Below are 21,215 nucleotides of genomic sequence, written 5' to 3' on the forward strand. Positions count from 1 at the left end.
CACCCCGCCCTCATGCACACCCGCCAGACCGCCGTCACCGTCGACTTCGACCTCCCCACCCCCCAGTGGGACCGGTTCCTCGACGTCACCTTCCAGTCCGACCGACACCTCATCCAGTTCATGCAGCGCCTCGCCGGGATCACCGCGCACGGCGACACCGCCCACCACGTCCTCCCCTTCCTCCACGGCGGCGGCCAGAACGGGAAGACCGTGTTCCTCGAGACGCTCATGCGCGTCCTCGGCGACTACGCCACCTCCGCCCCCCAAGGGTTCCTCCTCGCGGGCCGCGACAAGCACGAGACCGAGCTCGCCGACCTCCAAGGCCGCCGCCTCGTCGTCGCGTCCGAGGTCAACGAGAACACCCGCTTCGACGAAGCGAAGATGAAGGCCCTCACCGGCGGCGACCGCATCAAGGCCCGCTTCATGCGGCAGGACTTCTTCACCTTCGAACCCACCCACACCCTCTGGCTCATGGGCAACCACCAGCCCGCGGTCGCATCCGGCGGCTTCTCGTTCTGGCGCCGCCTGCGCCTCATCCCCTTCGAGCACCAGATCACCGACGAGGAGAAGGTCGACGACCTGCAGTCGATCCTCGCCCGCGACGAAGGCCCCGGCATCCTCGCGTGGATCGTCCGCGGCTACGCCGACGCCGTCCGCGAAGGCCTCGGCTCCCCCGCGGCCGTCCGCGAGGCGACCGCCTCATACGCCGCCGAAGAGGACCACCTCGCCCGGTTCATGGAAGACCGGTGCCGCATCGGCGGCGGCGAGTACGTCCGCGTCGACACCGCCGAGCTGCGCCGCGAGTACTCGAAGTGGTGCCGCTCCGAGCACGAGGACGAGCTCGTCGGCCAGGCGTTCGGCCGGCGCCTCCGGCAGGAGTTCGCCGTCGGCGAGGCCCGCTCCAACGGCCGCCGCTTCTACACCAACGTCACCCTCTACAGCGACGAGAGCGACGCCGAGCAGCCGAAGGAGAGCTCGCCGTGGACCGGATTCTGACCCTCGCCGATCGGTCACTGAACGGACACTCGATCCGTCACTGCCACCCCGCCCACCCAGTGACCGAAAGTGACCGAAAGTGACCGACCAAATCGCGATCGGTCACTGCCAGAAACGGCAGCCGACCTGGACTTTTCACCCCTCAGTGACCGATAGTGACCGATATTTCAGCATGACGCAGCTCTTTGATGGAACTAAGGGAACTCCTGTTACTCGCGCAGGGAGCCTCAACGTCACCAGGACCGATATCGGTCACTGCGGACCCCGGAGCCGGCCATGAGACGCGGCCCCGAAGAACCGCGCCCCGACCAGTGCCCCCGCTGCTCCGAGCCCGTCTTCATCTACGACTGGGACGACATCGACGGCGTCTTCCTCGGCCCCGCCCGCGTCGACCCGACCCCCATCACCCCCGTCGACGAGGTCGCCTGCACGATCCTCGACCGGCCCACCTACCTCCTCGAGAAGACCATCGTCGGCACCTACCGGCTCTCCCGCCGCTGGGCGATCACCCTCCGCAGGCACACCCCCTACGCGATCGCGATCCTCCCCGCCCACCAGTGCGGCGCCCGCTACCCCACCACCCTCGCCGACATCGGCGACGTCTCCATCGACGAGCTCGACACCCCACCCAGCAGCACCCCTCCGTTCTGAGGAAGGACCCCACCATGACCACCCTGCAGCAGCTCGCCCTCCTCGACGCCGCCCCCACCATCACCCCCTGCGCCCGACTGCACGCCGCCCGCGACGTCCACGCAGACGACTGCCCCGGCACCGACGTCTGCCGAGGCTGCTACCCCGCCGCCGCCCGCTACGGCCACCTCTGCGGCCCCTGCTACTCCCGGATCCGGTACTGGCTCCGCTACGGCCACGAGCTCGCCCTCCACGCGTTCACCCTCCGCACCCCCGGCCTCGGCTCCTCCCTCGCCCAGTCCGACCGCGTCGACTCGTCCCGCACCTGGAAGCTCCCGTTCAACGAGCAGGCCGTCGAAGCGACCGACACCTTCTTCGGGCAGCTCGCCGACGTCGTCAAGAACCACGCCCGCGAGCTGCACGTCGCCCCGCCCGCGTTCCTCTTCGACCGGTGGCGCCGCGACGAGGACGTCCCCGGCTTCCCCCGCGACACCGACCTCGGCAAGGCCGACGTCCTCCTCTCCGAGCTCATCCGCTTCGAGCTCGGCCACGGCCCGAAGATCGCCGCCCTCGACACGATCGTCGTCTGGTACGACGAGCTCGCCGAGATGATCAAGATCATCCGCGGCCGCTTCCCCGTCGACCCGCCGCTCGTCCGACCCCGCACCGTCGCCTGCCCCGTCTGCGACGAGCGCCGCCTCGTCATCACCCGCACGGTCGACAACGTCGAGACCATCCGCTGCGACTACTGCCAGTGGACCCCCGCCACCGACGTCGAGACCGACGACGTCCTCACCGAAGGAGCCCCCGCATGAAGGCCACCCTGCTCGCCCTCGCCGCGATCGCCGCAGCGGCCGCCGCCGTCATCGGCTTCCACATCGCAGCCGGCGACCCCCGCATCACCTACACCGAAGGAGCCAACCGTGGCTGACCAGACCCCCATCGACCCGTACATCGGCCTAGTCTTCGAGGAGCGCGATTACCGCATGAACCACCGCCGCGTGCGCGTCCTCCGGCTGCACGACAACCAGCGGCAGACGACACTCCAGGAGCGGCACAAGCCGAAGCTCGGCGGCAGCCCGCGCTCGTTCCTCGTCGTCTCCGTCGACCAGCGCGGACGGCCCGTGGGCGCGAAGACCCGCGTCTCGGCTCACTCGCTCGACGTCCGCTTCCGCCTGATCGAAAACCAGAACGGAGTTGATCGTGGCTGACACCGAGCCCCTGACCCCGGACGCCGAGCGCTGGGCCCTCGACGCTTTCCCCCGTGCTGTGTTCCCCGGCCACGCCGGCGACACCCTGCGGATCGCGTACACCCGCGGATGGAACGAGCGGCCTGCGTCTCTCCCGCGAGAGGACGCCGACCTCGACGCGATCGACCAGCTGCTCGCGCGTCGAGAGTCCAACCCCGAGTGGAGCTACCCTGTCGAGCACCTCGCCGATGCCGCGCCCGCCCTACTCGCCCGGGTGCGCACCGCGGAAGCCGGGCTCGCCGCACTAGACGACGCCTGCCCCGGTTGCGACGGGTCGGAAACGTGCCCCGCACCGGCCCACCAGCACGGCTGCTTCGCCGACACCGAGGGCCACTGCAACGACCCGGGCGAGCACGCCTCGCGCACCGTAGAGACGGCGGAGGAGTGGGAGTACGCCTGGACCGATGCGGACGGCGGTGTGCACGAGGACGAGATTCCCGAACGAGCTCTGATCTGCGCCAAGGCGACGGGCGGCAGACTCCTCCGCGCTCGTCCTCGTGTCTGGGAGACCTACTCCGAGCCAGTCCCGCCCACCTCTGAGGAGGGCGACCGTGGCTGACCAGCTGAACCCCGAGTGCGAGGTCGGAAAGCACGGCGCCTGCCACGGCGACGCCTGGAACCAGGAGACCGACGAGCCCGCCGACTGCACCTGCACCTGCCACCAGCCGCCGGCGGCCGCCGCCGCATGACCGAGGAGGTGTACTCGGTCCGTGGAGCAGCACGCCGAGTGCGCCGCTCCCGCTGGACCATCCAGAGGTGGATGCGACACGGCATGCCTCACCGCCGCATCGGCGATCAGCATGTCGAGATCGACGAAGCCGAGCTCACCGCATGGCTGCGCCGATCGATCGTCAACCAGAAATCGAGCCGATTTGCCTCGAAGATTTGACAGGCACGGTGTGAGGCCCGCCAGAGTAATGATCACGACGAAACCCACCACCGCACAGCGGCCCGGTGGGTTTCGCCGTTCCCGGGGTCGCACCCTTCCGGCCCCGGCCCGGTACTGACCCTCCGGGTTCGGGCAGCACGGGTCACCAGGGCGGGCGCCGACAGCCGTCGAGACACGGCACGGCGCCCGCCCCACTGGCCTGTCATGCTAAGGATCGTGCTCACCGGTATCTGCGCCTTCTGCGCCAACTCGACCCACTTCACTGCGCAAGTCGCTCGGGTCTCCGGGGTGAGCTTTGATGACCCCGGGCAGGGCAGTTACTACCGGTACGAGCTCGAAGTTGCTGCGACCTGCGATGCCTGCAAGAAGTTCAACGTAGTAACCGGGGTATCCGCAAAAGACAGCTACAAGCGCGAGGTCGGGACGACCTATGTCGGCAGCGAAGCGATCACGAAGGGGGAGAGCATGACGGTCCAGACTTGGTCGCCTCCTCCGCTCCTGAAGGCGGATACCGATTTCCTGCCCGAAGGCGTCGCCGGCTACCTTCAGGAGGCCCACGACGCGTTCAGCGTCGGCGCTCATCGTGCCGTGCTCCTCCTCGTGCGAAGCGCGATCGAGGCCACAGCGCGGGAGAAGAAGATCGAGACTGGATCCCTCGTGCAGAAGATCAACGTTCTGCACAGCGACGGGCACATCCGCAACGGCACCAGAGAGATGGCTCACGTCCTTCGGATCCTCGGGAATGACATGGCGCACGGCGAGATCGACGATGTTCCGACAGAGGAAGACGCGAAGGACGCCCTGACTGTTCTTCGCTTCGTTCTCGACGACGTCTACGTCGCTGACGCCCGCCGCATCGACATGCTCGCGCGCCGGAAGCCGACCGACTAGTTCATCAGGCGGGAGCAGCATGGCCCGCACCCACGGCCGCCGCGCCACCGAGTTCCGCGCCGAGCACAAGGCCCGATGGAAGGCCCAGAACGCGGCCTGCGCCATCTGCGGCCAGCAGCACATCGACTACGACGCGCCCGCCAACACCCCTGACGCGCTCGAGCTCGACCATCGCCTCCCCGTCATCACTCACCCACACCTCGAGTTCGACCCCGGTAACGTCCAACCCACAGCCCACCGCTGCAACCGCGGCAAGGGCGACGGACCTGCCATCGCGAGCATCGGCGAGACCTCCGAGGCATGGTGACCATGGACGACTCTGACTATCACCGGCTCGTCGATGCCATCCGGCGGTTTGACCGCGTCGAGGTGACGAGCAGCGGCATGCGGTGGCGCTTCTCACACGACGGCGCCATCCTGCAGGTCGAGTACTTCGATCACGGCACTGATCGTCCCTTCGCGACACAACGGCCCGCGCCCGACTCCCCGAGCATCTTCCTCGCAGTTCGCGGCGTGCTCCGGTTGTAGGGGTAGGGGGGTCGCGATCGCCAGCAACGACGGCCCAGGTCACTCCACCGGCAGAGATCTCCCCCATCGGGAGTGAGCCACTTCAAGACGTCGCGTGCGCGTCACGCCTGATGCAGCGGAGGTCTCGTGCAGACGGAAGCGGAGCGGAAGGCGAAGAACGCCGACAGGGCGCGGCGGTACCGGGCGCGCAAGGCCGCTGAGCGCGACGAGCAGATGGCGGTCGAGCGTGACGCTCACCCCGTGACGGTGGGCGTCACCATGAGGACGGCGGTCGACTCCGCGATCGCCGCCGCGAAGTGGCTCAAGGAGTCGGACGCCGCCTCGATCGCGCAGGCGCGACTCCTCGCCGAGGACGTCGACGTGTCCCTCGCAGAGGGCGACCGGCCGGCCGCGCGCGCCGCTCACCGTGCCCTGTCCCGCGTGCTATCCGATCTCGGCGCGACCCCGTCCGTGCGGTTGCTGCGCGAGCTGCGCTCCCTGCGCTTCGTCCCCGACTCGACTGGAGGCAGCGATGGCGGCAGCCAGCCAGACGCGGCCGAAAGCCCGAGCAACGTCTCGAAGTTCCAGCGGCCCGAGAAGCGGGCGCGGTAGACGGTACGGCTGCGCGATCCCCCGCCTGTACACGCCGCCTCTGCGGCCGCTGACCGCGGACACGTCCCTCGGCTTCGAGGTGATTGAGTTCACGGACTGGATCCGCGACCGCCTCGAGGAGCTCGACGCGCACCGCGACCCGAGCGACGACACCGACTATCTCGGTCTGTTCCCGCGGCTGCTCGAGTGGCAGCGGTGGCTCCTGATCCACGCCCTCGAGATTCTCCCCGGCCCGGGCGCCGTGTTCCGGTTCCGCACGGTGCTGCTGCTGGTCGCCCGGCAGAACGGGAAGTCGACGCTGCTGACGTCGCTGATCTTGTGGCGCATGTTCCAGGACGGCGCCCGCATGATCCTCGGGACGAGCGTGTCGCTCGACCACTCCGAGAAGGCGTGGAGCGAGGCCGTCGCGGTTGCCGAGGCGGTCCCCGAGCTCGCGAACGAGATCCAGGATCTCAAGGCGGGGAAGGGCTCGCAGCTGCTTCTCCTCGACGGCGGCGAGCGGTACAAGATCGCCGCCGCGAACCGCCGCGGAGGGCGCGGGTTCTCCGGCGACCTCATCATCTTCGACGAGCTCCGCGAGCACCAGGACTGGAAGGCGTGGTCGGCGACGTCGAAGACATCCATGGCACGCAAGCGCGCCCAGGTGTGGGGCGTCTCGAACGCCGGCGATGCCGCGTCGGTGGTGCTGCGGCACCTGCGCGACGTCGCGATCGGCGCGATCACCGGCACCGTCCTCGACTCCCTGCCCGACGACATCGCCGAGGACGTCGACGTCGACTCGATCGGTCTCTTCGAGTGGTCAGCGGGCGACGTCGACGGCGTGCAGCGCGGCATCTGGGACCGCGACGGCTGGGCCGAGGCGAACCCGTCGATGGGACACACCGAGCTCACCGAGCGCACCATCGCCGCGGCTGCGCTGACGGACCCCGAGTGGGAGTTCCGCACGGAGGTCCTCTGCCAGTTCGTGAACTCGGCCGGCGCCGGACCGTTCCCGAACGGTGCCTGGCAGCGCGCGCTCGAGCAGCGCGTGACCCGCGACCAGACCCGCGCCGCGGCCTACTGCGTCGACGTGTCGCACGACCGGACCTGGGCGTCGATCGCGATCGCGTTCTGGGATGACCAGGGCCGGCGCCGCGTGGAGCTCGCCGCGCGCCGCGCGGGCACCGAGTGGGTCATCCCGTGGCTGCTCCACGCCGACCGGCAGGTCGCCCCCGACCTCGTGACGCTGCAGACTCGCGGCGCGCCCGTGTCCTCGCTCGTCGCGGACTTCGAGCGGGCCGGCATCACGCTCGAGCCCTGGCAGGACGCCGAGCTGTCGCGCGCGTGCGGCCAGTTCTACGACGCGCTGCGCCACACCCTCGACGACGGCGACGACGTCGTCACGCTCACGCACGGCGCGCAGGCGCCGCTCGACATCGCCGCGGCGACCGCCCAGATCAAGGCGCTTGGCGACGGCTGGGCGATCGACCGCAAGAGATCTCCGGAGGACGCCGCGCCGCTCATGGCCGCGATCGGCGCGCTCTGGCTGCTGATGAACGAACCGCAGACCTTCCGGTCGGCGTACGAAGACGGGGACCTCCTCGTCGTGTGAATGGAGGCGCGATGGCCGGCATCCGCGATGTCATCTCGCTCCTGCGCGGGAACCAGACCGACTACCAGCAGATCATCTGGGGCAACGACCTCAAGTCGACGGTCCTGGGGATGCCCATCGACGAGCTCTGGCGGACGCAGCCGTACCTCCGCACCGTGGTCACGTTCCTCGCCAGGAACGTCGCGCAGCTGGGCGTCCACGTCTTCGAGCGTGTCTCCGACACCGACCGGCGCCGACTCCGCGACGACAGCGCCGCCCGCCTCCTCGGCAGGCCGAACGCAGACACCACCACCTACGAGCTGATCTTCGGCCTCGTCGCCGATCTCGCGCTCTACGACGAGGCGTTCTGGCTCCTCGCGCCCGACGTCGACGCGCCCTCCGGCTGGACCCTCACCGCCCTCTCCCCCGCGTGGATCACCGCGCGCGGCGGCGGCTCGGTCTTCACCCCGGGCTGGGTCGAGTTCACGCCGCCCGGGAAGATCCAGCCGACGCGCATCGACCTCCCCGACCTCGTCTGGTTCCACGGCTGGAACCCGGGATCCCCGACGTCTTCGTCGTCGCCCGTCGAAGCTCTCAAGCAGATCCTCGCCGAGCAGGTCCACGCGATGACCTTCCGCGAGCAGATGTGGCGCCGCGGCGGCCGCATCGGCGGCTACCTCACCCGCCCCGTCGGCGCGAAGTGGGAGCCCGGCGTGCGCGAGCGGTTCGTCCAGGCGTGGAAGGCGAACTACGCCGGCGACGACGCCCCGAAGGCCGGCGGCACGCCGATCCTCGAGGACGGCATGGAGTACAAGCGGCCGGGGTTCAGCGCCCACGAGGACGAGTACATCCAAGGGTCGAAGCTCGCGCTCGCGACTGTCGCTGCCGTCTACCAGGTGAACCCCACCATGGTCGGCCTCCTCGACAACGCGAACTTCTCCAACGTCCGCGAGTTCCGGAAGATGCTCTACGGCGACACCCTCGGGTCGATCATCTCGATGATCGAGGACCGCATCAACGCGTTCCTCATCCCCCGCGTCACCGACACCGAGCACGTCTACGCCGAGTTCAACATCGCCGAGAAGCTGCAGGGGTCCTTCGAGGAGCAGGCCGCCGTGCTCTCCTCTTCGGTCGGCCGCCCGTGGATGACTGCCGACGAGGCACGCTCCCGCAGCAACATGCCAGCCCTCGGCGGCGACGCCGCGCAGCTCGTCGTCCCGCTGAACGTCCTCATCGGCGGGCAGGCCTCACCCCGCGACTCCGCACCGAAGGCGCACCCCGCGATCGCGACGAAGAGCGGCCGCGCCGAGCGGGCGCGCGTCACGCTCAAGTCCGACGACCTCGACACCAGCACCTACGTCGACAAGGCCGCGGAAGTCCTCTCCGCGTTCTTCGCCCGGCAACGACGAGCGGTCCTGGGAGCCCTCGGCGCGAAGGCGGCCGGCGCCTACTGGGACGGCGCCCGCTGGGACCGCGAGCTCTCCGACGACCTCTACGCCCTCGCGATGACCACGGCCACCGAGCTCGGTCAGGAGCAGTCGAAGCGCCTCGGCTTCACCGAAGGCGACTACGACGAGGACCGCACCCGCGCGTTCCTCCGCGCAGTCGCAGACTCGCGCGCCGGCGCGATCAACTCCACCACCAAGGAGCGGCTCGACGACGCCATCGACGACGACGAAGCGGACCCCGCCGACGTCTTCGCCGAGGCCGAGTCCGCGCGCACCGGATCCGCCGCGACCGCGCTCGTCGCCGGTCTCGCCGGGTTCGCACTTGTCGAAGCCGCGCAGCAGACCACCGGCAGCGCAGCCCAGAAGACGTGGGAGACCGGCGACAACCCTCGCCCCGATCACGCCGCGATGGACGGCGAGACCGTCGGCATCGACGAGCAGTTCTCCAACGGCGCCGACTGGCCCGGCGACCCCGTCCTCGGCGCCGACGGCGTCTCCGGCTGCAACTGCGGCGTCTCGATCAGCTACTAGGAGGCTCCCCATGGAGACCAAGACCGTCCCCGTCAACGTCAAGGCGGGTCCCGACGACGGCCTCGCCGAGGGCGAGTTCATCGTCTACCCGTCCACGTTCACCAGGACGCCCGACAGCTACGGCGACATCGTCGCGAAGGGCGCGTTCCTGGACACCATCGCCGAGTGGGAGGCGTCCGGCAACGCCCTCCCCGGCCTCTTCGGTCACCGCCTCGACGACCCCGACTTCTACGTCGCCGAGGCGCTCGAGATGAGCGAGGACGACCACGGCTGGCGCGTCCGCGGGAAGTTCGACCTCGACTCTCCGAAGGGCCCGCAGGTGTACCGCCTCGTCAAGGGCCGCCGTCTCTCGCAGCTGTCCTTCGCGTACGACGTCCTCGACGAAGGCGCCGTCGAGCTCGAGGACGGCGCCAAGGCCAACGAGCTCCGGAAGCTCAAGGTCTACGAGTTCTCGTTCGTGCCGATCGGCGCGAACCAGGACACCTCAGTCGTCGCCGTGAAGGCGAACGCGGAAGCGCTCGTCGACGCGGCGAAGGCCGGCAGAACCCTGTCGGCCAAGAACGAGGGCGACATCCGCTCAGCAGTCGATCTGCTGAGCAACGTCCTCGCCACCCTCCCCGCAGAAGACAGCGAGAAGGCCAGCGGTCACGCACCGGCCAACACCGCCGACGCCGAGGAGCCCCCCGGGGCCAACGCGAAGGCGGCCGAGGAGCCGAGCTTCATCCCGTCCGTCAGCTCAGTCGCAGCAGAACTCCACATCCTCGCCCTCTCGTAGGGCAGAAAGGAACACCCGATGAACCTCATCGAGAAGCGCGCGGCCGCCCTGAAGGCCGCTCAGGACACCGTCGACGGCGCCAAGGCCGCCAGTCGCGACATGACCTCCGAGGAGGCGAAGTCCGTCGAGGACCGCGTCGCCGAGGTCAAGTCGATCGACGAGCAGATCAAGGCGGCCGAGAAGTCGGCCGGCCTGCTCAAGTCGCTCGGCGAGCTCGAGCCCGAGCAGAAGTCGCCCGCCCCGCAGCCGAAGGAGGCGCGCACCCTCGGCGACCACTTCGCCAAGAGCGTCGGCGAGCTCGGCTTCCTGCAGCTGAAGACCCGCGGCCGCACCGTCGACGCTCCCGAGTACAAGGCCGCGTCCGACGTCAACACCGTCGGCCCGTCCTTCGGGCCCGTGCTCACCGACGTCGACCAGACCATCGTCCGCAGCTACCGCCGCCCCACGGTCTCCGACCTGCTCGGCACCGGCAGCATCAGCGGAACCGCGGTCACCTACTACGTCGAGGGTGCCGTCGAGGGCGCGTTCTCGACCGTCGCCGAGGGCGGCCAGAAGCCGCAGATTCACATCGTCAACCCGACCCCGATCACCGACAAGCTGTCGAAGATCGCGGCCTGGTTCGACACCTCCGACGAGATGGTCGAGGACGTCCCGTTCTTCGTCTCCGAGATCAACAACCGCGGCCTCTACCTCCTCTCCCTCGCCGAGGAGGCGCAGCTGCTCTCGGGCGACGGCACCGGCACCAACATCACCGGCGTCCTGAACCGCTCCGGGATCCAGGTGGTCAACCAGGCCGCGACCGGCGACACCGCGCAGGACACGATCTTCCGCGCCCTGACCGCCATCGAGACCGCCACCGGCCTCACCGCCGAGGGCATCATCATCAACCCGGTCGACTACCAGGCACTCCGCCTCGCGAAGGACGCGAACCAGCAGTACTACGGCGGAGGGTTCTTCTCCGGCGAGTACGGCAACGGCGGCGTGGTCTCCAAGCCGCCGCTGTGGGGCGTCAACACCGTCGTCTCCGCGGCCGTCCCCGCGAAGACCGTCGTCGTCGGAGCATTCAAGGCCGCGACCACCGTCTACCGCAAGGGCGGCGTGCGGGTCGAGTCGACCAACAGCGACGCGGGCAAGTTCACCAAGAACATCATCACGACCCGCATCGAGGAGCGCCTCGCCCTCGCCGTGCGGATCCCGTCGGCAATCGCCAAGGTGACCCTGGTCTAGCCCACCCCGGCGGGCGCGGACTCACCCCCGCGCCCGCCACCCCTTCATCCGCACACTCCTCAGAGGAAGGTCCGACATGGACGAGTACGACGTCGACATCAACGGCATCACCCACACCCTGCAGCTCTCCGACGCCGACGCGAAGGCGTACGGGAAGGCCGCCAAGAAGGTCACCCGCACCAAGGCCGCCACCGCGCCCGCCAACAAGCAGGCGCCCGCGCCCGACACGAAGTAGGAGGCGGCGCCCAGTGATCACGGCCTTCGCCACCAAGGAGCAGATGGCCGCCCGGTCGCTGGGCGCCATCACCGCCACCAGCCACCCCTATCTCGACACTGCGCTCGCCGCCGCATCCGCGCTCATCCGCGAGCACTGCGGCTGGCACATCGCGAAGGTCGAGGAGCTGCAAGTCCGCCTCGACGGACCCGGCGGAGACCTCCTCGTCCTCCCCACCCTCCGGCTCGTCGACCTCGTCAGCATCGTCGAGCGCGGCACCACCGTCGACATCGCGACCCTCGACGTTTCCGGCCTCGGCCTCATCCGCGGCCGCCGCTGGACCGACCGCTTCGGCGGCATCGTCGCCACCTTCACCCACGGCTACGACGAGGTCCCCGCCACCGTCGCCGACCTCACGCTGCAGATCGCCGCGCGCGCCCTCGGCTCGCCCCTCGGCATCGTCCGCGAGCAGACCCTCTCCGCGTCCGTCACCTGGTCCACGACCGCCGCAGGCGTCGCCGGTGGCACCGTCCTCCTCCCCCACGAGCAGGAGCAGCTCGCGACCTACCGGATCGGCTGGACCCCCTGATGCTCTCCACCTTCGCCCGCATGACGATCACCCGGAAGCGCTACCCGCAGATCGACGACCAGGGCACCAGCGTCCGCGACTACGACGCCACCCCCGAGACGATCACCATCGCCGGATGCTGGCTCGAACCAATCACCTCGACCGAGGTCACCGACGACCGCCTCGCGGTCGCGACCGGGTACCAGGTCGCCGCGCCCGCCGGCGTCGACGTGACCGCCGAAGACCGCATCGAGTACGCCGGCGTCGACTACGAAGTCGAAGGCGAGCCCAGCCGCGTCCCCTCGCCCACCGGCGCGCTCGCCCACACCCTGTTCGTGCTGCGGAGGTGGACCCATGGCCGGTAGGAACGTCTCCCGCCTCCAGTTCAACTCGAAGGGCATGGCGAAGATCCTGCAGTCCCCCGCGGTCGCGGACTGGGTCGACGCTGCCGGGCAGCGCGCCGCCGACGAGCTCGGCGAAGGCTTCGAGCCGAAGCGTCTCTACGGCTTCGACCGCGTCTCCACCATCGTCCGTCCCGTGTCCGCCGAAGCGTTCGACGCCGTCCGTGAGGACTCCACGATCTTCGCGGCCGCGCTCGGGGCTGTGCGTCGTGGCTGAGCTGCTCGCTGAGCCCGAGCTCGCCGCCGCTCTCATCGGCTGGCTGCCCGAGGGCCTCGCGGGTAACGGGCTCGCCGCGACTGTCTCCGGGCGCGTCGAGGACGGGCTGCACGTGCGCGTCGTTGACACCGGTGGCACCGACACCCGCGACCAGGTCCTCATCGGCCAGCAGATCACCATCGAATGCTTCGGCCCGACGCTCACCGAGACCGCGCGCCTCATGCGCGTCGCGACGGCGCTGATCCGCTCCCTCGTCGGCGAGGACCACCTCCCCGGGATCCTCGTCTACCGCGTCGGCTCGCTCGGCGGAGGAGCCAACAGCGCCGACCCCGTCACCAAGCGCAACCGCTACACGCGCACCCTCGTCGTCGACAGCCGCCTCACCGAGCTCTGACGACCCCCTCGCTCCGTCCCCGCCGGGGGCGGTCCTCGTCGCGCGCGCCGCGGCCACTCCACCACGCCTGAAAGGGGCAGCCATGCCTGTCAGCAACAAGAACGTCTTCGTCGGTGCGCCCGATCAGAAGGCCACCGGAGCCATCCTCACCGGGCCCGAGCTCGACACCGTCTTCGACGACATCGACGACTTCACCGGCGCCGGCCTCGGCGACTCCGGCTACGTCAACGAGGACGGCGTCACCATCACCCCCTCAGACTCGACCGAGACGATCAAGGACTGGTCCGGCGCCGAGATCCGCCGCATCCTCTCCGAGTTCACCGGCGAGATCGCCTGGACCCACCTCGAGCTCAACGCCGAGTCGGCCCGCAACTACTTCGGCGACGACCAGGTCGAGGTGACCCCGGCGACCGGTTCCTCCGGCACGAAGATGCGCGCCTCGCTCGGCAAGAACGAGCTGCCCATCAAGGCCTGGTACTTCAAGGTCAAGGACGGCGACCGCCGGGTCCTCATCGTCGCCCCGCGCGCGCAGGTCGTGAACCGCGGCGAGATCCCGCTCACCGCGACCGGCGCGATCACGCTGCCCGTCACGCTCGCGACCTACCCCGACGCCGACGGCCAGAACATCTACATCTTCACCGACGACGGCGTCTTCTCCGCCTGACCGACCACCGGGCGGGGGCGCCCCAGGAACCCGCCCCCGCCCGGTGACCACTCTGTTCCTGGACCCATGAGAGGTTCCTGATGACCCTGGAAAAGTTCCACCACACCCTGCCCGACGGCTTCGAAATCGTCGCGCCCCGCTTCGAGAACGTCCCGATGGGAGCCATCCGCAAGTCGCGGAAGCTGGCCGGCGCGGACCAGACGTTCACCCTCCTCGAGGGGATCCTCACCGAGGAGCAGCTCGAGCACATCGACGAGCTCGACCGGAACCAGTTCAACGACTTCATCCGCGCCTGGAAGGGCGATTCGGAGATCGAGCTGGGGGAATCTTCGGCCTCTTCGACCTCCTGACCGGAGAGCACGCAGAGGCCATCCGCACCGACCTCGTGCTCGCCGGCTTCCACCTGCACGACATCGGCACCGAGCGGCTCAGCTGGTTCGAGCTGCGCCTGCTCATCCGCCGCTGGGAGCAGCGCCCGGAGTCATCGACCTCGGAGTCCGTCCACGGGCTCCGCTGGGACATCGGCGAGCAGCTGCTCGCGATGATCGCCGACACCCTCGCGCAGGGCAACTGGCAGCGCGCCGGCCGCAAGACCGCGCCGCGACCCAAGCCGATCCCGCGCCCGTGGGAGAAGAAGCGCACCCAGACGCTCGGCCGCGACGCGATCCCCGTCGTCGAGTTTGACGGCTGGTGGGACGCGCAGGCGAAGACACCGCCAGCACCGCCCGGCCGGCCGCGCGACTCCCGCGGCCGCTTCACCCGCCGACCGCCGACACCGCACCGCGCGCACGACGAGAGGTAGGTCCGCATGCCCGAAGGCAACGAGGTCGTCACCGGCTACATGCGCCTCGTCCCGACCCTCGAGGGCATCCAGGACGAGATCGCGAAGCAGTTCGGGGGAGCCGCCGACGCGGCCGCCGGCGAGGGCGACAAGGCCGGCGGCCGCTTCGGCGGCGGCATGGTCAAGGCGCTCGCCGGCGCCGGCATCGTCGCGGGCGTCGTCGGCGCGTTCAAGGGCCTGTACGAGATCGGGTCGACCTTCGACGAGATCACCGACACCATCCGCGTCGGGACCGGCGCGCAGGGCGAGGCGCTCGAGGGGCTCTCCGAGGTCGCGAAGAACATCGGGACCTCGATCCCGACGGACTTCGAGGCGGCCGGTCAGACCGTCGCCGACCTGAACACTCGGCTCGGGCTGTCCGGCGACACCCTCGAGACCGTCGGCAAGCAGTACCTCGAGGCGGGCCGCATCCTCGGCGAGGCCGTCGACGTGCAGGCCACGTCGGCCGCGTTCACCGCCTTTGGCATCGAGGGGCAGGCCGTCGAGGGCGCGATGGACAGCCTCTTCCAGGTGTCGCAGGCGACCGGCGTCGGCATGAACGAGCTCGCGTCCGGTGTGCAGACCGTCGCGCCCGCGCTGCAGAACCTCGGCTTCGGCTTCGACGAGTCCGTGTCGCTGATGGGCACGCTCGACAAGGCTGGCCTCAACTCGACCGCGATCCTCGGGTCGATGTCGAAGGGCATGATCAACCTCGCGAAGGACGGCGAGGAGCCGCAGGCCGCCTTCCAGCGCGTGACCGGCGAGATCCAGTCCTTCGTCGACGCCGGCGACACCGCCTCCGCGCTGAACCTCGCGTCCGAGGTCTTCGGCACGAAGGGCGCCTCTCAGTTCGTCGGCGCGCTGCAGGACGGCGTCCTGAACATGGACGACCTGATGTCGGCCACCGGCGCCACCGGCGACACCATCCTCGGCGTCGGCGAGGAGACGATGGACTTCGCCGAGCGCTGGCAGATCACGCTCAACAAGGCGATGGAGGCCTTCGAGCCGATCGCCACCGCGGTCTTCACCGCCCTCGGCGACGGCCTCACCGCGGCGATGCCGCTGCTCAACGACCTCGGCACCTGGGTCGGCGAGAACACCGAGTCGGTCGGCGTCATCGCCGGCGTCATCGGCGTCGGCCTGGTCGCTGCGTTCGTCGCCTGGACGGCGTCGATCTGGGCGTCGACGATCGCGCTGCTCGCGAACCCGATCACCTGGATCGTCGTCGGCATCGTCGCGCTCATCGCCGCGATCGTCCTGCTCGTCCTCAACTGGGACACCGTCGTCGCCACGATCACCGACATCTGGGGCGGCTTCATCGGCTGGATCACCGACGGCCTCAACGCCTTCGGCGCCTGGTGGTCGGAGATGTGGGGCGGCCTCGGGAACTGGATCGTCGAGATCTGGACCGGCTTCACCACCTGGGTCTCCGAGGTCTTCACGAACTTCCTGAGCGGCCTGCAGATCATCGGCGCGATCATCTCGGCCTGGTGGAACGGCCTCTGGACCGGCATCGGCGACTTCGTCGGCGGCGTCTGGAACTGGATCGTCGGCGCGGTCACCGGCTACATCAACCTCGTCCTCGCCGTCTTCACCACGGTCGGCGCCCTCATCGGCGCCGTCTGGTCGGGCCTGTGGAACGGGATCATCTCCTTCTTCACCGGAGCCTGGGACACGATCGCCGGGATCCTCGACACCATCGGCGACACCTTCGCGACCGTCTTCAACACGATCGGGGACGTCATCCGGGGCGCGTTCGAAGGCGTCGTGTCCTTCGTCACCGACCTCATCAACAACATCATCCGGCCGATCAACGACCTCATCGACGGCGTCAACGGCATCACCGGCGTCGTCGGCGACGCGATCGGCATCTCCCTCTCGATCCCGAACATCCCGATGCTCTGGCAGGGCGGCACCGTCACCGGCGCCGGCTCGGTCATCGTCGGCGAGCGGGGCCCCGAGCTGCTCACCCTGCCCCGAGGGGCGACGGTCGACCCTGACATCGGGAACGCGAACCGAGGCGGGCCGCAGGTGACGCAGAACATCTACGGCGGCGACGGGACCTCGGCCGGCGAGATCGCGCGCGTCGCGAGCGACCAGCTGAACTACGAACTGCGAGGAGCTCGCTAATGCTCGTGACCGTCAACGGGCTCGCCATCCACGGCAGCGGCCGCGGCCTCGCCACGGGGTTCTTCCTCGAGCCCGGAGGCTTCACCGGCTGGGACGGGGGAGTCGACATCCGCTTCACGTCCGTCGAGCGCGACGGGCAGCACGGCGAGTACGACCTTCCCTCCTACCTCGCGGCCCGGGTCACCTCCTTCTCCGGCTACGCGGTCTCGCCCACCCCCGGCAAGACCGCGCAGCTGGGCGAGTACCTCACCGGGATCGTCTCCTCGGGCGCGTCCAAGATCGTCTCCGTCGAGCGCGGCCAGGTCACGCAGTGGGCCCGCGGGAAGCTAGCGACGTCGCTGCCCACCTTCGCGGTCCTGGCCGAGAATCCGCGTCTCGCGCGCTGGCAGATCCAGCTGCGCTACCCCGACCCGCGGAAGTACGGCGAGGAGCGCGCCTTCGAGCGAGAGGCCGCCTTCCACTACGGCAACTTCCCCGCGATCCCCCGCTTCGAGGTCGAGGGGTTCGCGCCCAACGGCTACACGATCACCGGGCCCGTCGGCCAGCAGCTCACCGTCACGCGGGCCCTCAGGGGCGGCGAGACGCACGCGATCGACCTGCGCGACACAACCCTCCGGGTGGACGGCGAGGTCGTCTATGGCGGCATCTCCCGCCCCGGCCAGTGGACCATCTCGAACGGCCAGCAGGTGAGGCACCTTCTCTCCGGCGCCGTCGACGCGGACCTGAGGACCTACCTCACCGACACCTACGTCTAGGAGGCGCGCATGGTCTGGACGCACAGCATCCACGAGGGCCATAACGGGAACCTCCTGCAGGCGAACGTCCGCCCGATCGCCTCCTCCGGTGACCGTGTCCTCAACGGCGTCGGGCAGGGCACCCACACCTTCCAGCTGCAGCGCGACGACGGGTTCAACTGGAAGGGCCTGCTCGGGCCGCTCTGGAACCGCATCATCGTCGCCGCGTGGGACGGCGTCCCGAAGTACGCCGGCTACATCCACTCCCTCGAACCGTGGGACCGAGCCAAGCAGCAGGCGACCATCCGCAGCGTCTGCGTGCGCGACTTCCTCTCCAACCGCTTCCTCTACCCGGCGAACCCGCAGGATTACCCCAACGGCACCCGCTCCGTCACGGCGCGCAGCCACGCGGCGACCCTGCGGAAGATCCTCCTCGAGGCGACGCAGGGGCGCGGCGGCGAGTGGAACCTGCCCCTCGTGCTGCCCGACGACGGCTCGGGCCCGATCGACCGCACCTGGTGGTTCTACGAGCTCTGGACCGCTGAACGCGCCTTCACCGAGATCCAGAATCTCAACGAGGGCCCCGACGTCGACTTCGAGCCCCGCTACCGCGCCGACGGCGGGATCGAGTGGGTCGTCCGCACCGGCAGTCCGCACCTCGAGTCCGGCGACTTCGAGTTCAACCTCGACGCGCCCGAGCAGCCCCTCAGCGGCGTCCGCTATCGGCTCAACGGCCAGGACCTCCGCACCGGCAGCATCGGCCTCGGTAAGGGGTCCGAGGCGAGCATGCGCGTCGGCTTCGCCTACGGCTACTCGGGCTCGGCCGCGATGATCCGCGACCGCGCTGACTCCTACAAGGACATCGACGACCAGGCCGACCTCGACGACCACGCGATCTCCGACCTCGTCACCAACCGCGAACCGATCGAGCAGTGGGCCTACACGATGCGCGCCGAGCCTGCCACGGCCGGCGGCCGGGACCTCGCCCAGCTGCGCCTCGGCGACCGGATCTCCCTGCACGTCAGGGATGACCTCTACATCCCTGACAGCCCGCCCGGAGGCCACCAGCACCAGGTCATCGCCTACCGCTGGGACCTCTCCGGGAACGTCCCCCTGACCGTCCAGAAGAGGTAGCCGTGAAGATCAACGACGTCGACCGCGGTGAGCTCGCACGCCTCTGGGACGCGATCCACGCCCTGCAGGCGCAGGCGCCGATCGGGTTCTCCTCGGTCTCCCGCGGCGCGCTCGAGATCACCTCGCCCGAGGGTCTCATCGTCGGCAAGCCCGACGGCGAGGACGCCCGCCAGGGGTCGCAGAAGGTCTACGGCAAGCTCGACGTCGTCGGCCGCGTGCACGTGAAGGGCGGCGGCCGCTTCGTCGCCTCGCAGTCCGGCGAGACGGGCCAGTCGATGCAGCTCTTCTACGAGAGCAGCACCGGGTACCTCACCAGCTTCGGAGTCCCGCTCGAGATCCGCGCCTGGGAGAGCACCGTCCGACTCAACGAGAACGGCCTCAGAATCGAGGGCGGCGGAGCGACGATCACGATGAGCCGCGACGGCGTCCAGATCACCGGGCCCGACGGCGCGGACGGGGCGTGGATCGAGCTCAAGGGCAAGGCGATCTACCTGCACAACCTGCCGAGCAGCTGATGCCCTACAACCCCTGGGCCGGCTACCGCGTCACCGGCACCTGGGCCGACCACGGCTCCTACTCCGCGGGCGGCATCGACTACCCCCTCGGCTACGGCACGCCGCTGCGCGCGCCCGCTGCCGGCACCCTGCGCACCTCCGGCGGCAGCGGCGAGTACGCCGCCGGGTCCGTCGGCTCCGCCGGCCGCCGCTCGATCCTCATCCTCGACCAGCCCCTCAACCGCATCCTCCCCGCCGCCGGCTACCCGCCCGAGGCCGCCGGACCGATGGTCGCGATCGTCGTGCAGCACCAGTCGCGGTTCGCGGCCGCGCAGCACTACGACGAGGGCGCCGTCATCGGCTGGTCCGGCGCCTCCGCCAACGGCGCGGACTACGGCGGCGACGTCCACCTCCACGTCCACGGCCTCGACGGCGCCGGCCGCCGCGTCGACTTCACCAAGTTCATCACCGCCGGCGGCGCCGACCCCACGGACCCCGGCGACCCCGGGACCGGAGACCCCGGCGACCCCGGGACCGGCAGCGGCAACCTCACCGTCGGCGCCGACGGCCGCCTCGCCCGCGTCGCGTCCGGCAGCGGCAACCTCACCGTCGCCACCGACGGCCGCCTGGTCCGCGCGAGCTCGCCGACCGGGAACCTCACCGTCGCCTCCGACGGCCGCCTCTTCATCGCCAACGACCACTAGGAGCACGCCGTGACCTTCATGCTCACCGCCCGGCCCTCGCCGGGCTCGATCAACACCGGCTTCGGCCCGCGCAAGGGCGACCTGCCGACGAAGACCTCGCCCGCCATCCACTACGGCCAGGACTACGGCTGGGGCAACGGCGACACGATCTACGCCGCGGCCGACGGCGTCGTCGTCGATGTCGCGATGGCCGGCGCCTACGGCCGCCGCACCCGCATCCGCCACGAGGACGGCTACGAGACCTGGTACTGCCACCAGTCGCAGGCACTCGTCAAGGTCGGCGACCACGTCAAGGCCGGCCAGGCGATCGGCGTGCAGGGCGCGACCGGCAACGTCACCGCCAAGCACCTCCACTTCGAGGTCCGCGACCCGCAAGGCGTCGCACGCGACCCCGAGATCTACTTCCGCCGCTACACCGACACTCTCCAGGAGGAGAACATGACCGACCTCGGCAAGATCCAGGAAGCCCTCAACGTCCTCGGCGACACCGGCGAGGACCTGCAGCACGTCGACGCGAACGGCGTGCAGCTCACCACCGACGACCTGCTCTCCCGGGTCTACATCATGCAGGTCGCCGGCGCGCGCTCGTTCGCCCGCATCGAGAAGCGCCTCACCAACGTCGACAACCGCGTCCGCGCGATCGGCGCCGTCACGGCCAACTACGCCGAGCCGCCCGAGGCCGGCGACGTGCCTTCCGCCGAGCGCTGAGTCATGCGCACCCTGGTCCGGTTCCTGAACGGGAACCGCGGGGCCGCGCTGCTCCTCGGCGGCATCTACTGCCTCGCCCGCGGAGTCGCCTACCTGCCGATCGGCGGGCCGCCCGACGAGCTCCCGATCGGTCTGCAGCTGATCTCGGCGAACTTCCCGATCGCGGTCTGGGGCGGCGTCTGGCTGACGGTCGCGGCCGGCTGCATCTACCGGGCCTTCACCCGCGACGACGCGCTCGCGTGGGGGTTCCTCATCGGGCTGATGTTCGGCTGGGGCGTCGCCTACCTGCTCGGGTACACCGTCTCCGCAGTCGAGCACCGGCCCTCGCGTGACTGGTTCTCGGCGACCGCCTACATCCTCCCGGCGCTCATCTTCCTCACGCTCCTCCGCACCTCGAGAGGACGGTCGAATGCTCCGAACCGAGACGCCTGAGTGGCTCCCGGTGATCCAGACGTTCGCGCCCTACCTCGTGGTCATCGTCACCGTCGTCGGCGCGATCATCACGACCCGCATGCAGCGCCTCGGCTCGCGCGAGAACGCGATCATCGACCAGCTCCAAGAGGACCGCACCGAGGACCGAAGGCGCCTAGCGCGCCTCGAACGGAACGACCGCATCACCCAGGACTACGTCGGCGTGCTGCGCCAGCACATCGCCGACGTAGTCCTGGGTGATGCGGTCGTTCGTCTCTCTTATACACATCCGACGC

31 protein-coding genes are annotated in these 21,215 nt (G+C 69.8%); all 31 read left to right on the plus strand.

Annotated features, from left to right (window positions below):
- A partial coding sequence (locus C5C30_RS16125) for a phage/plasmid primase, P4 family (protein ID WP_258066021.1) occupies positions 1 to 996 on the plus strand: 996 nt, incomplete at its 5' end.
- 276 nt (positions 997 to 1,272) lie between these two features.
- Positions 1,273 to 1,647 carry a hypothetical protein gene (locus tag C5C30_RS16130; RefSeq protein ID WP_104334090.1) on the plus strand — a complete coding sequence of 125 codons (375 nt, stop codon included), beginning with the start codon at positions 1,273 to 1,275 and terminating at the stop codon, positions 1,645 to 1,647.
- 14 nt (positions 1,648 to 1,661) lie between these two features.
- Complete coding sequence (locus C5C30_RS16135; protein ID WP_104334091.1) at positions 1,662 to 2,441, plus strand: hypothetical protein; 780 nt, start codon at positions 1,662 to 1,664, stop codon at positions 2,439 to 2,441.
- A 108-nt stretch (positions 2,442 to 2,549) separates the two neighbouring features.
- A complete protein-coding gene (locus tag C5C30_RS16140) occupies positions 2,550 to 2,837 on the plus strand; it encodes a hypothetical protein (protein ID WP_104334092.1) in 288 nt (95 codons plus the stop codon).
- On the plus strand, positions 2,830 to 3,435 hold the full coding sequence (locus C5C30_RS16145) for a hypothetical protein (protein WP_104334093.1): 606 nt from the start codon (positions 2,830 to 2,832) through the stop codon (positions 3,433 to 3,435). Before C5C30_RS16140 ends, C5C30_RS16145 begins: the two co-directional genes overlap by 8 nt.
- On the plus strand, positions 3,428 to 3,565 hold the full coding sequence (locus tag C5C30_RS17835; protein ID WP_181131604.1) for a hypothetical protein: 138 nt from the start codon (positions 3,428 to 3,430) through the stop codon (positions 3,563 to 3,565). The genes C5C30_RS16145 and C5C30_RS17835 overlap by 8 nt, the downstream gene beginning before the upstream one ends.
- Positions 3,566 to 3,636: 71 nt before the next feature.
- Entirely contained in the window at positions 3,637 to 3,765 is a 129-nt protein-coding gene (locus tag C5C30_RS18130) for a hypothetical protein (protein ID WP_258066022.1), read from the plus strand.
- Positions 3,766 to 3,981: 216 nt separating this feature from the next.
- Complete coding sequence (locus C5C30_RS16150; RefSeq protein WP_181131606.1) at positions 3,982 to 4,656, plus strand: DUF4145 domain-containing protein; 675 nt, start codon at positions 3,982 to 3,984, stop codon at positions 4,654 to 4,656.
- A gap of 19 nt (positions 4,657 to 4,675) precedes the next feature.
- Complete coding sequence (locus C5C30_RS16155; protein WP_104334095.1) at positions 4,676 to 4,963, plus strand: HNH endonuclease; 288 nt, start codon at positions 4,676 to 4,678, stop codon at positions 4,961 to 4,963.
- Positions 4,964 to 4,965: 2 nt separating this feature from the next.
- Positions 4,966 to 5,184, plus strand: coding sequence for a hypothetical protein (locus C5C30_RS16160; protein WP_146081562.1), 219 nt, complete (start codon positions 4,966 to 4,968; stop codon positions 5,182 to 5,184).
- Positions 5,185 to 5,310: 126 nt separating this feature from the next.
- Positions 5,311 to 5,775: a hypothetical protein gene (locus tag C5C30_RS16165; protein WP_104334097.1), complete on the plus strand. Its 465-nt coding sequence runs from the start codon at positions 5,311 to 5,313 to the stop codon at positions 5,773 to 5,775.
- 79 nt (positions 5,776 to 5,854) lie between these two features.
- A complete protein-coding gene (locus C5C30_RS16170) occupies positions 5,855 to 7,366 on the plus strand; it encodes a terminase (protein ID WP_104334098.1) in 1,512 nt (503 codons plus the stop codon).
- An 11-nt stretch (positions 7,367 to 7,377) separates the two neighbouring features.
- Positions 7,378 to 9,324: a phage portal protein gene (locus C5C30_RS16175; protein WP_104334099.1), complete on the plus strand. Its 1,947-nt coding sequence runs from the start codon at positions 7,378 to 7,380 to the stop codon at positions 9,322 to 9,324.
- A 10-nt stretch (positions 9,325 to 9,334) separates the two neighbouring features.
- Entirely contained in the window at positions 9,335 to 10,099 is a 765-nt protein-coding gene (locus C5C30_RS16180) for an HK97 family phage prohead protease (RefSeq protein ID WP_104334100.1), read from the plus strand.
- Between the two features lie 18 nt (positions 10,100 to 10,117).
- Entirely contained in the window at positions 10,118 to 11,326 is a 1,209-nt protein-coding gene (locus C5C30_RS16185) for a phage major capsid protein (RefSeq protein ID WP_104334101.1), read from the plus strand.
- A 76-nt stretch (positions 11,327 to 11,402) separates the two neighbouring features.
- Positions 11,403 to 11,561 carry a hypothetical protein gene (locus C5C30_RS17840; RefSeq protein ID WP_181131608.1) on the plus strand — a complete coding sequence of 53 codons (159 nt, stop codon included), beginning with the start codon at positions 11,403 to 11,405 and terminating at the stop codon, positions 11,559 to 11,561.
- Between the two features lie 13 nt (positions 11,562 to 11,574).
- Complete coding sequence (locus C5C30_RS16190) at positions 11,575 to 12,129, plus strand: hypothetical protein (RefSeq protein WP_104334102.1); 555 nt, start codon at positions 11,575 to 11,577, stop codon at positions 12,127 to 12,129.
- Entirely contained in the window at positions 12,129 to 12,473 is a 345-nt protein-coding gene (locus C5C30_RS16195; RefSeq protein WP_104334103.1) for a hypothetical protein, read from the plus strand. Before C5C30_RS16190 ends, C5C30_RS16195 begins: the two co-directional genes overlap by 1 nt.
- Positions 12,463 to 12,726, plus strand: a complete 264-nt coding sequence (locus tag C5C30_RS16200) for a hypothetical protein (protein ID WP_104334104.1) — start codon at positions 12,463 to 12,465, stop codon at positions 12,724 to 12,726. The genes C5C30_RS16195 and C5C30_RS16200 overlap by 11 nt, the downstream gene beginning before the upstream one ends.
- Positions 12,719 to 13,120, plus strand: coding sequence for a hypothetical protein (locus tag C5C30_RS16205; protein ID WP_104334105.1), 402 nt, complete (start codon positions 12,719 to 12,721; stop codon positions 13,118 to 13,120). Before C5C30_RS16200 ends, C5C30_RS16205 begins: the two co-directional genes overlap by 8 nt.
- A gap of 82 nt (positions 13,121 to 13,202) precedes the next feature.
- Positions 13,203 to 13,784, plus strand: coding sequence for a hypothetical protein (locus C5C30_RS16210; RefSeq protein ID WP_104334106.1), 582 nt, complete (start codon positions 13,203 to 13,205; stop codon positions 13,782 to 13,784).
- A gap of 80 nt (positions 13,785 to 13,864) precedes the next feature.
- Positions 13,865 to 14,134 (plus strand): hypothetical protein, encoded by a 270-nt coding sequence (locus C5C30_RS16215; RefSeq protein ID WP_104334107.1) that lies wholly within the window; start codon positions 13,865 to 13,867, stop codon positions 14,132 to 14,134.
- Positions 14,135 to 14,169: 35 nt separating this feature from the next.
- A complete protein-coding gene (locus C5C30_RS16220) occupies positions 14,170 to 14,586 on the plus strand; it encodes a hypothetical protein (RefSeq protein ID WP_104334108.1) in 417 nt (138 codons plus the stop codon).
- A 6-nt stretch (positions 14,587 to 14,592) separates the two neighbouring features.
- A complete protein-coding gene (locus C5C30_RS16225; RefSeq protein WP_104334109.1) occupies positions 14,593 to 16,734 on the plus strand; it encodes a phage tail tape measure protein in 2,142 nt (713 codons plus the stop codon).
- Positions 16,734 to 17,489 (plus strand): hypothetical protein, encoded by a 756-nt coding sequence (locus C5C30_RS16230; RefSeq protein WP_104334110.1) that lies wholly within the window; start codon positions 16,734 to 16,736, stop codon positions 17,487 to 17,489. The genes C5C30_RS16225 and C5C30_RS16230 overlap by 1 nt, the downstream gene beginning before the upstream one ends.
- A 9-nt stretch (positions 17,490 to 17,498) precedes the next feature.
- Complete coding sequence (locus tag C5C30_RS16235) at positions 17,499 to 18,602, plus strand: hypothetical protein (RefSeq protein WP_104334111.1); 1,104 nt, start codon at positions 17,499 to 17,501, stop codon at positions 18,600 to 18,602.
- Positions 18,603 to 18,604: 2 nt separating this feature from the next.
- A complete protein-coding gene (locus C5C30_RS16240) occupies positions 18,605 to 19,117 on the plus strand; it encodes a hypothetical protein (RefSeq protein ID WP_104334112.1) in 513 nt (170 codons plus the stop codon).
- Complete coding sequence (locus tag C5C30_RS16245) at positions 19,117 to 19,800, plus strand: hypothetical protein (RefSeq protein WP_104334113.1); 684 nt, start codon at positions 19,117 to 19,119, stop codon at positions 19,798 to 19,800. Before C5C30_RS16240 ends, C5C30_RS16245 begins: the two co-directional genes overlap by 1 nt.
- Before the next feature lie 18 nt (positions 19,801 to 19,818).
- Positions 19,819 to 20,508: a M23 family metallopeptidase gene (locus tag C5C30_RS16250; RefSeq protein WP_104334115.1), complete on the plus strand. Its 690-nt coding sequence runs from the start codon at positions 19,819 to 19,821 to the stop codon at positions 20,506 to 20,508.
- A 3-nt stretch (positions 20,509 to 20,511) separates the two neighbouring features.
- Positions 20,512 to 20,940 carry a hypothetical protein gene (locus tag C5C30_RS16255; RefSeq protein WP_104334114.1) on the plus strand — a complete coding sequence of 143 codons (429 nt, stop codon included), beginning with the start codon at positions 20,512 to 20,514 and terminating at the stop codon, positions 20,938 to 20,940.
- Positions 20,941 to 20,950: 10 nt separating this feature from the next.
- A partial coding sequence (locus tag C5C30_RS16260) for a hypothetical protein (protein WP_146081563.1) occupies positions 20,951 to 21,215 on the plus strand: 265 nt, incomplete at its 3' end.

Origin of the sequence: Rathayibacter sp. AY2B5 (assembly GCF_002931645.1) — a bacterium.
GTDB lineage: Bacteria > Actinomycetota > Actinomycetes > Actinomycetales > Microbacteriaceae > Rathayibacter.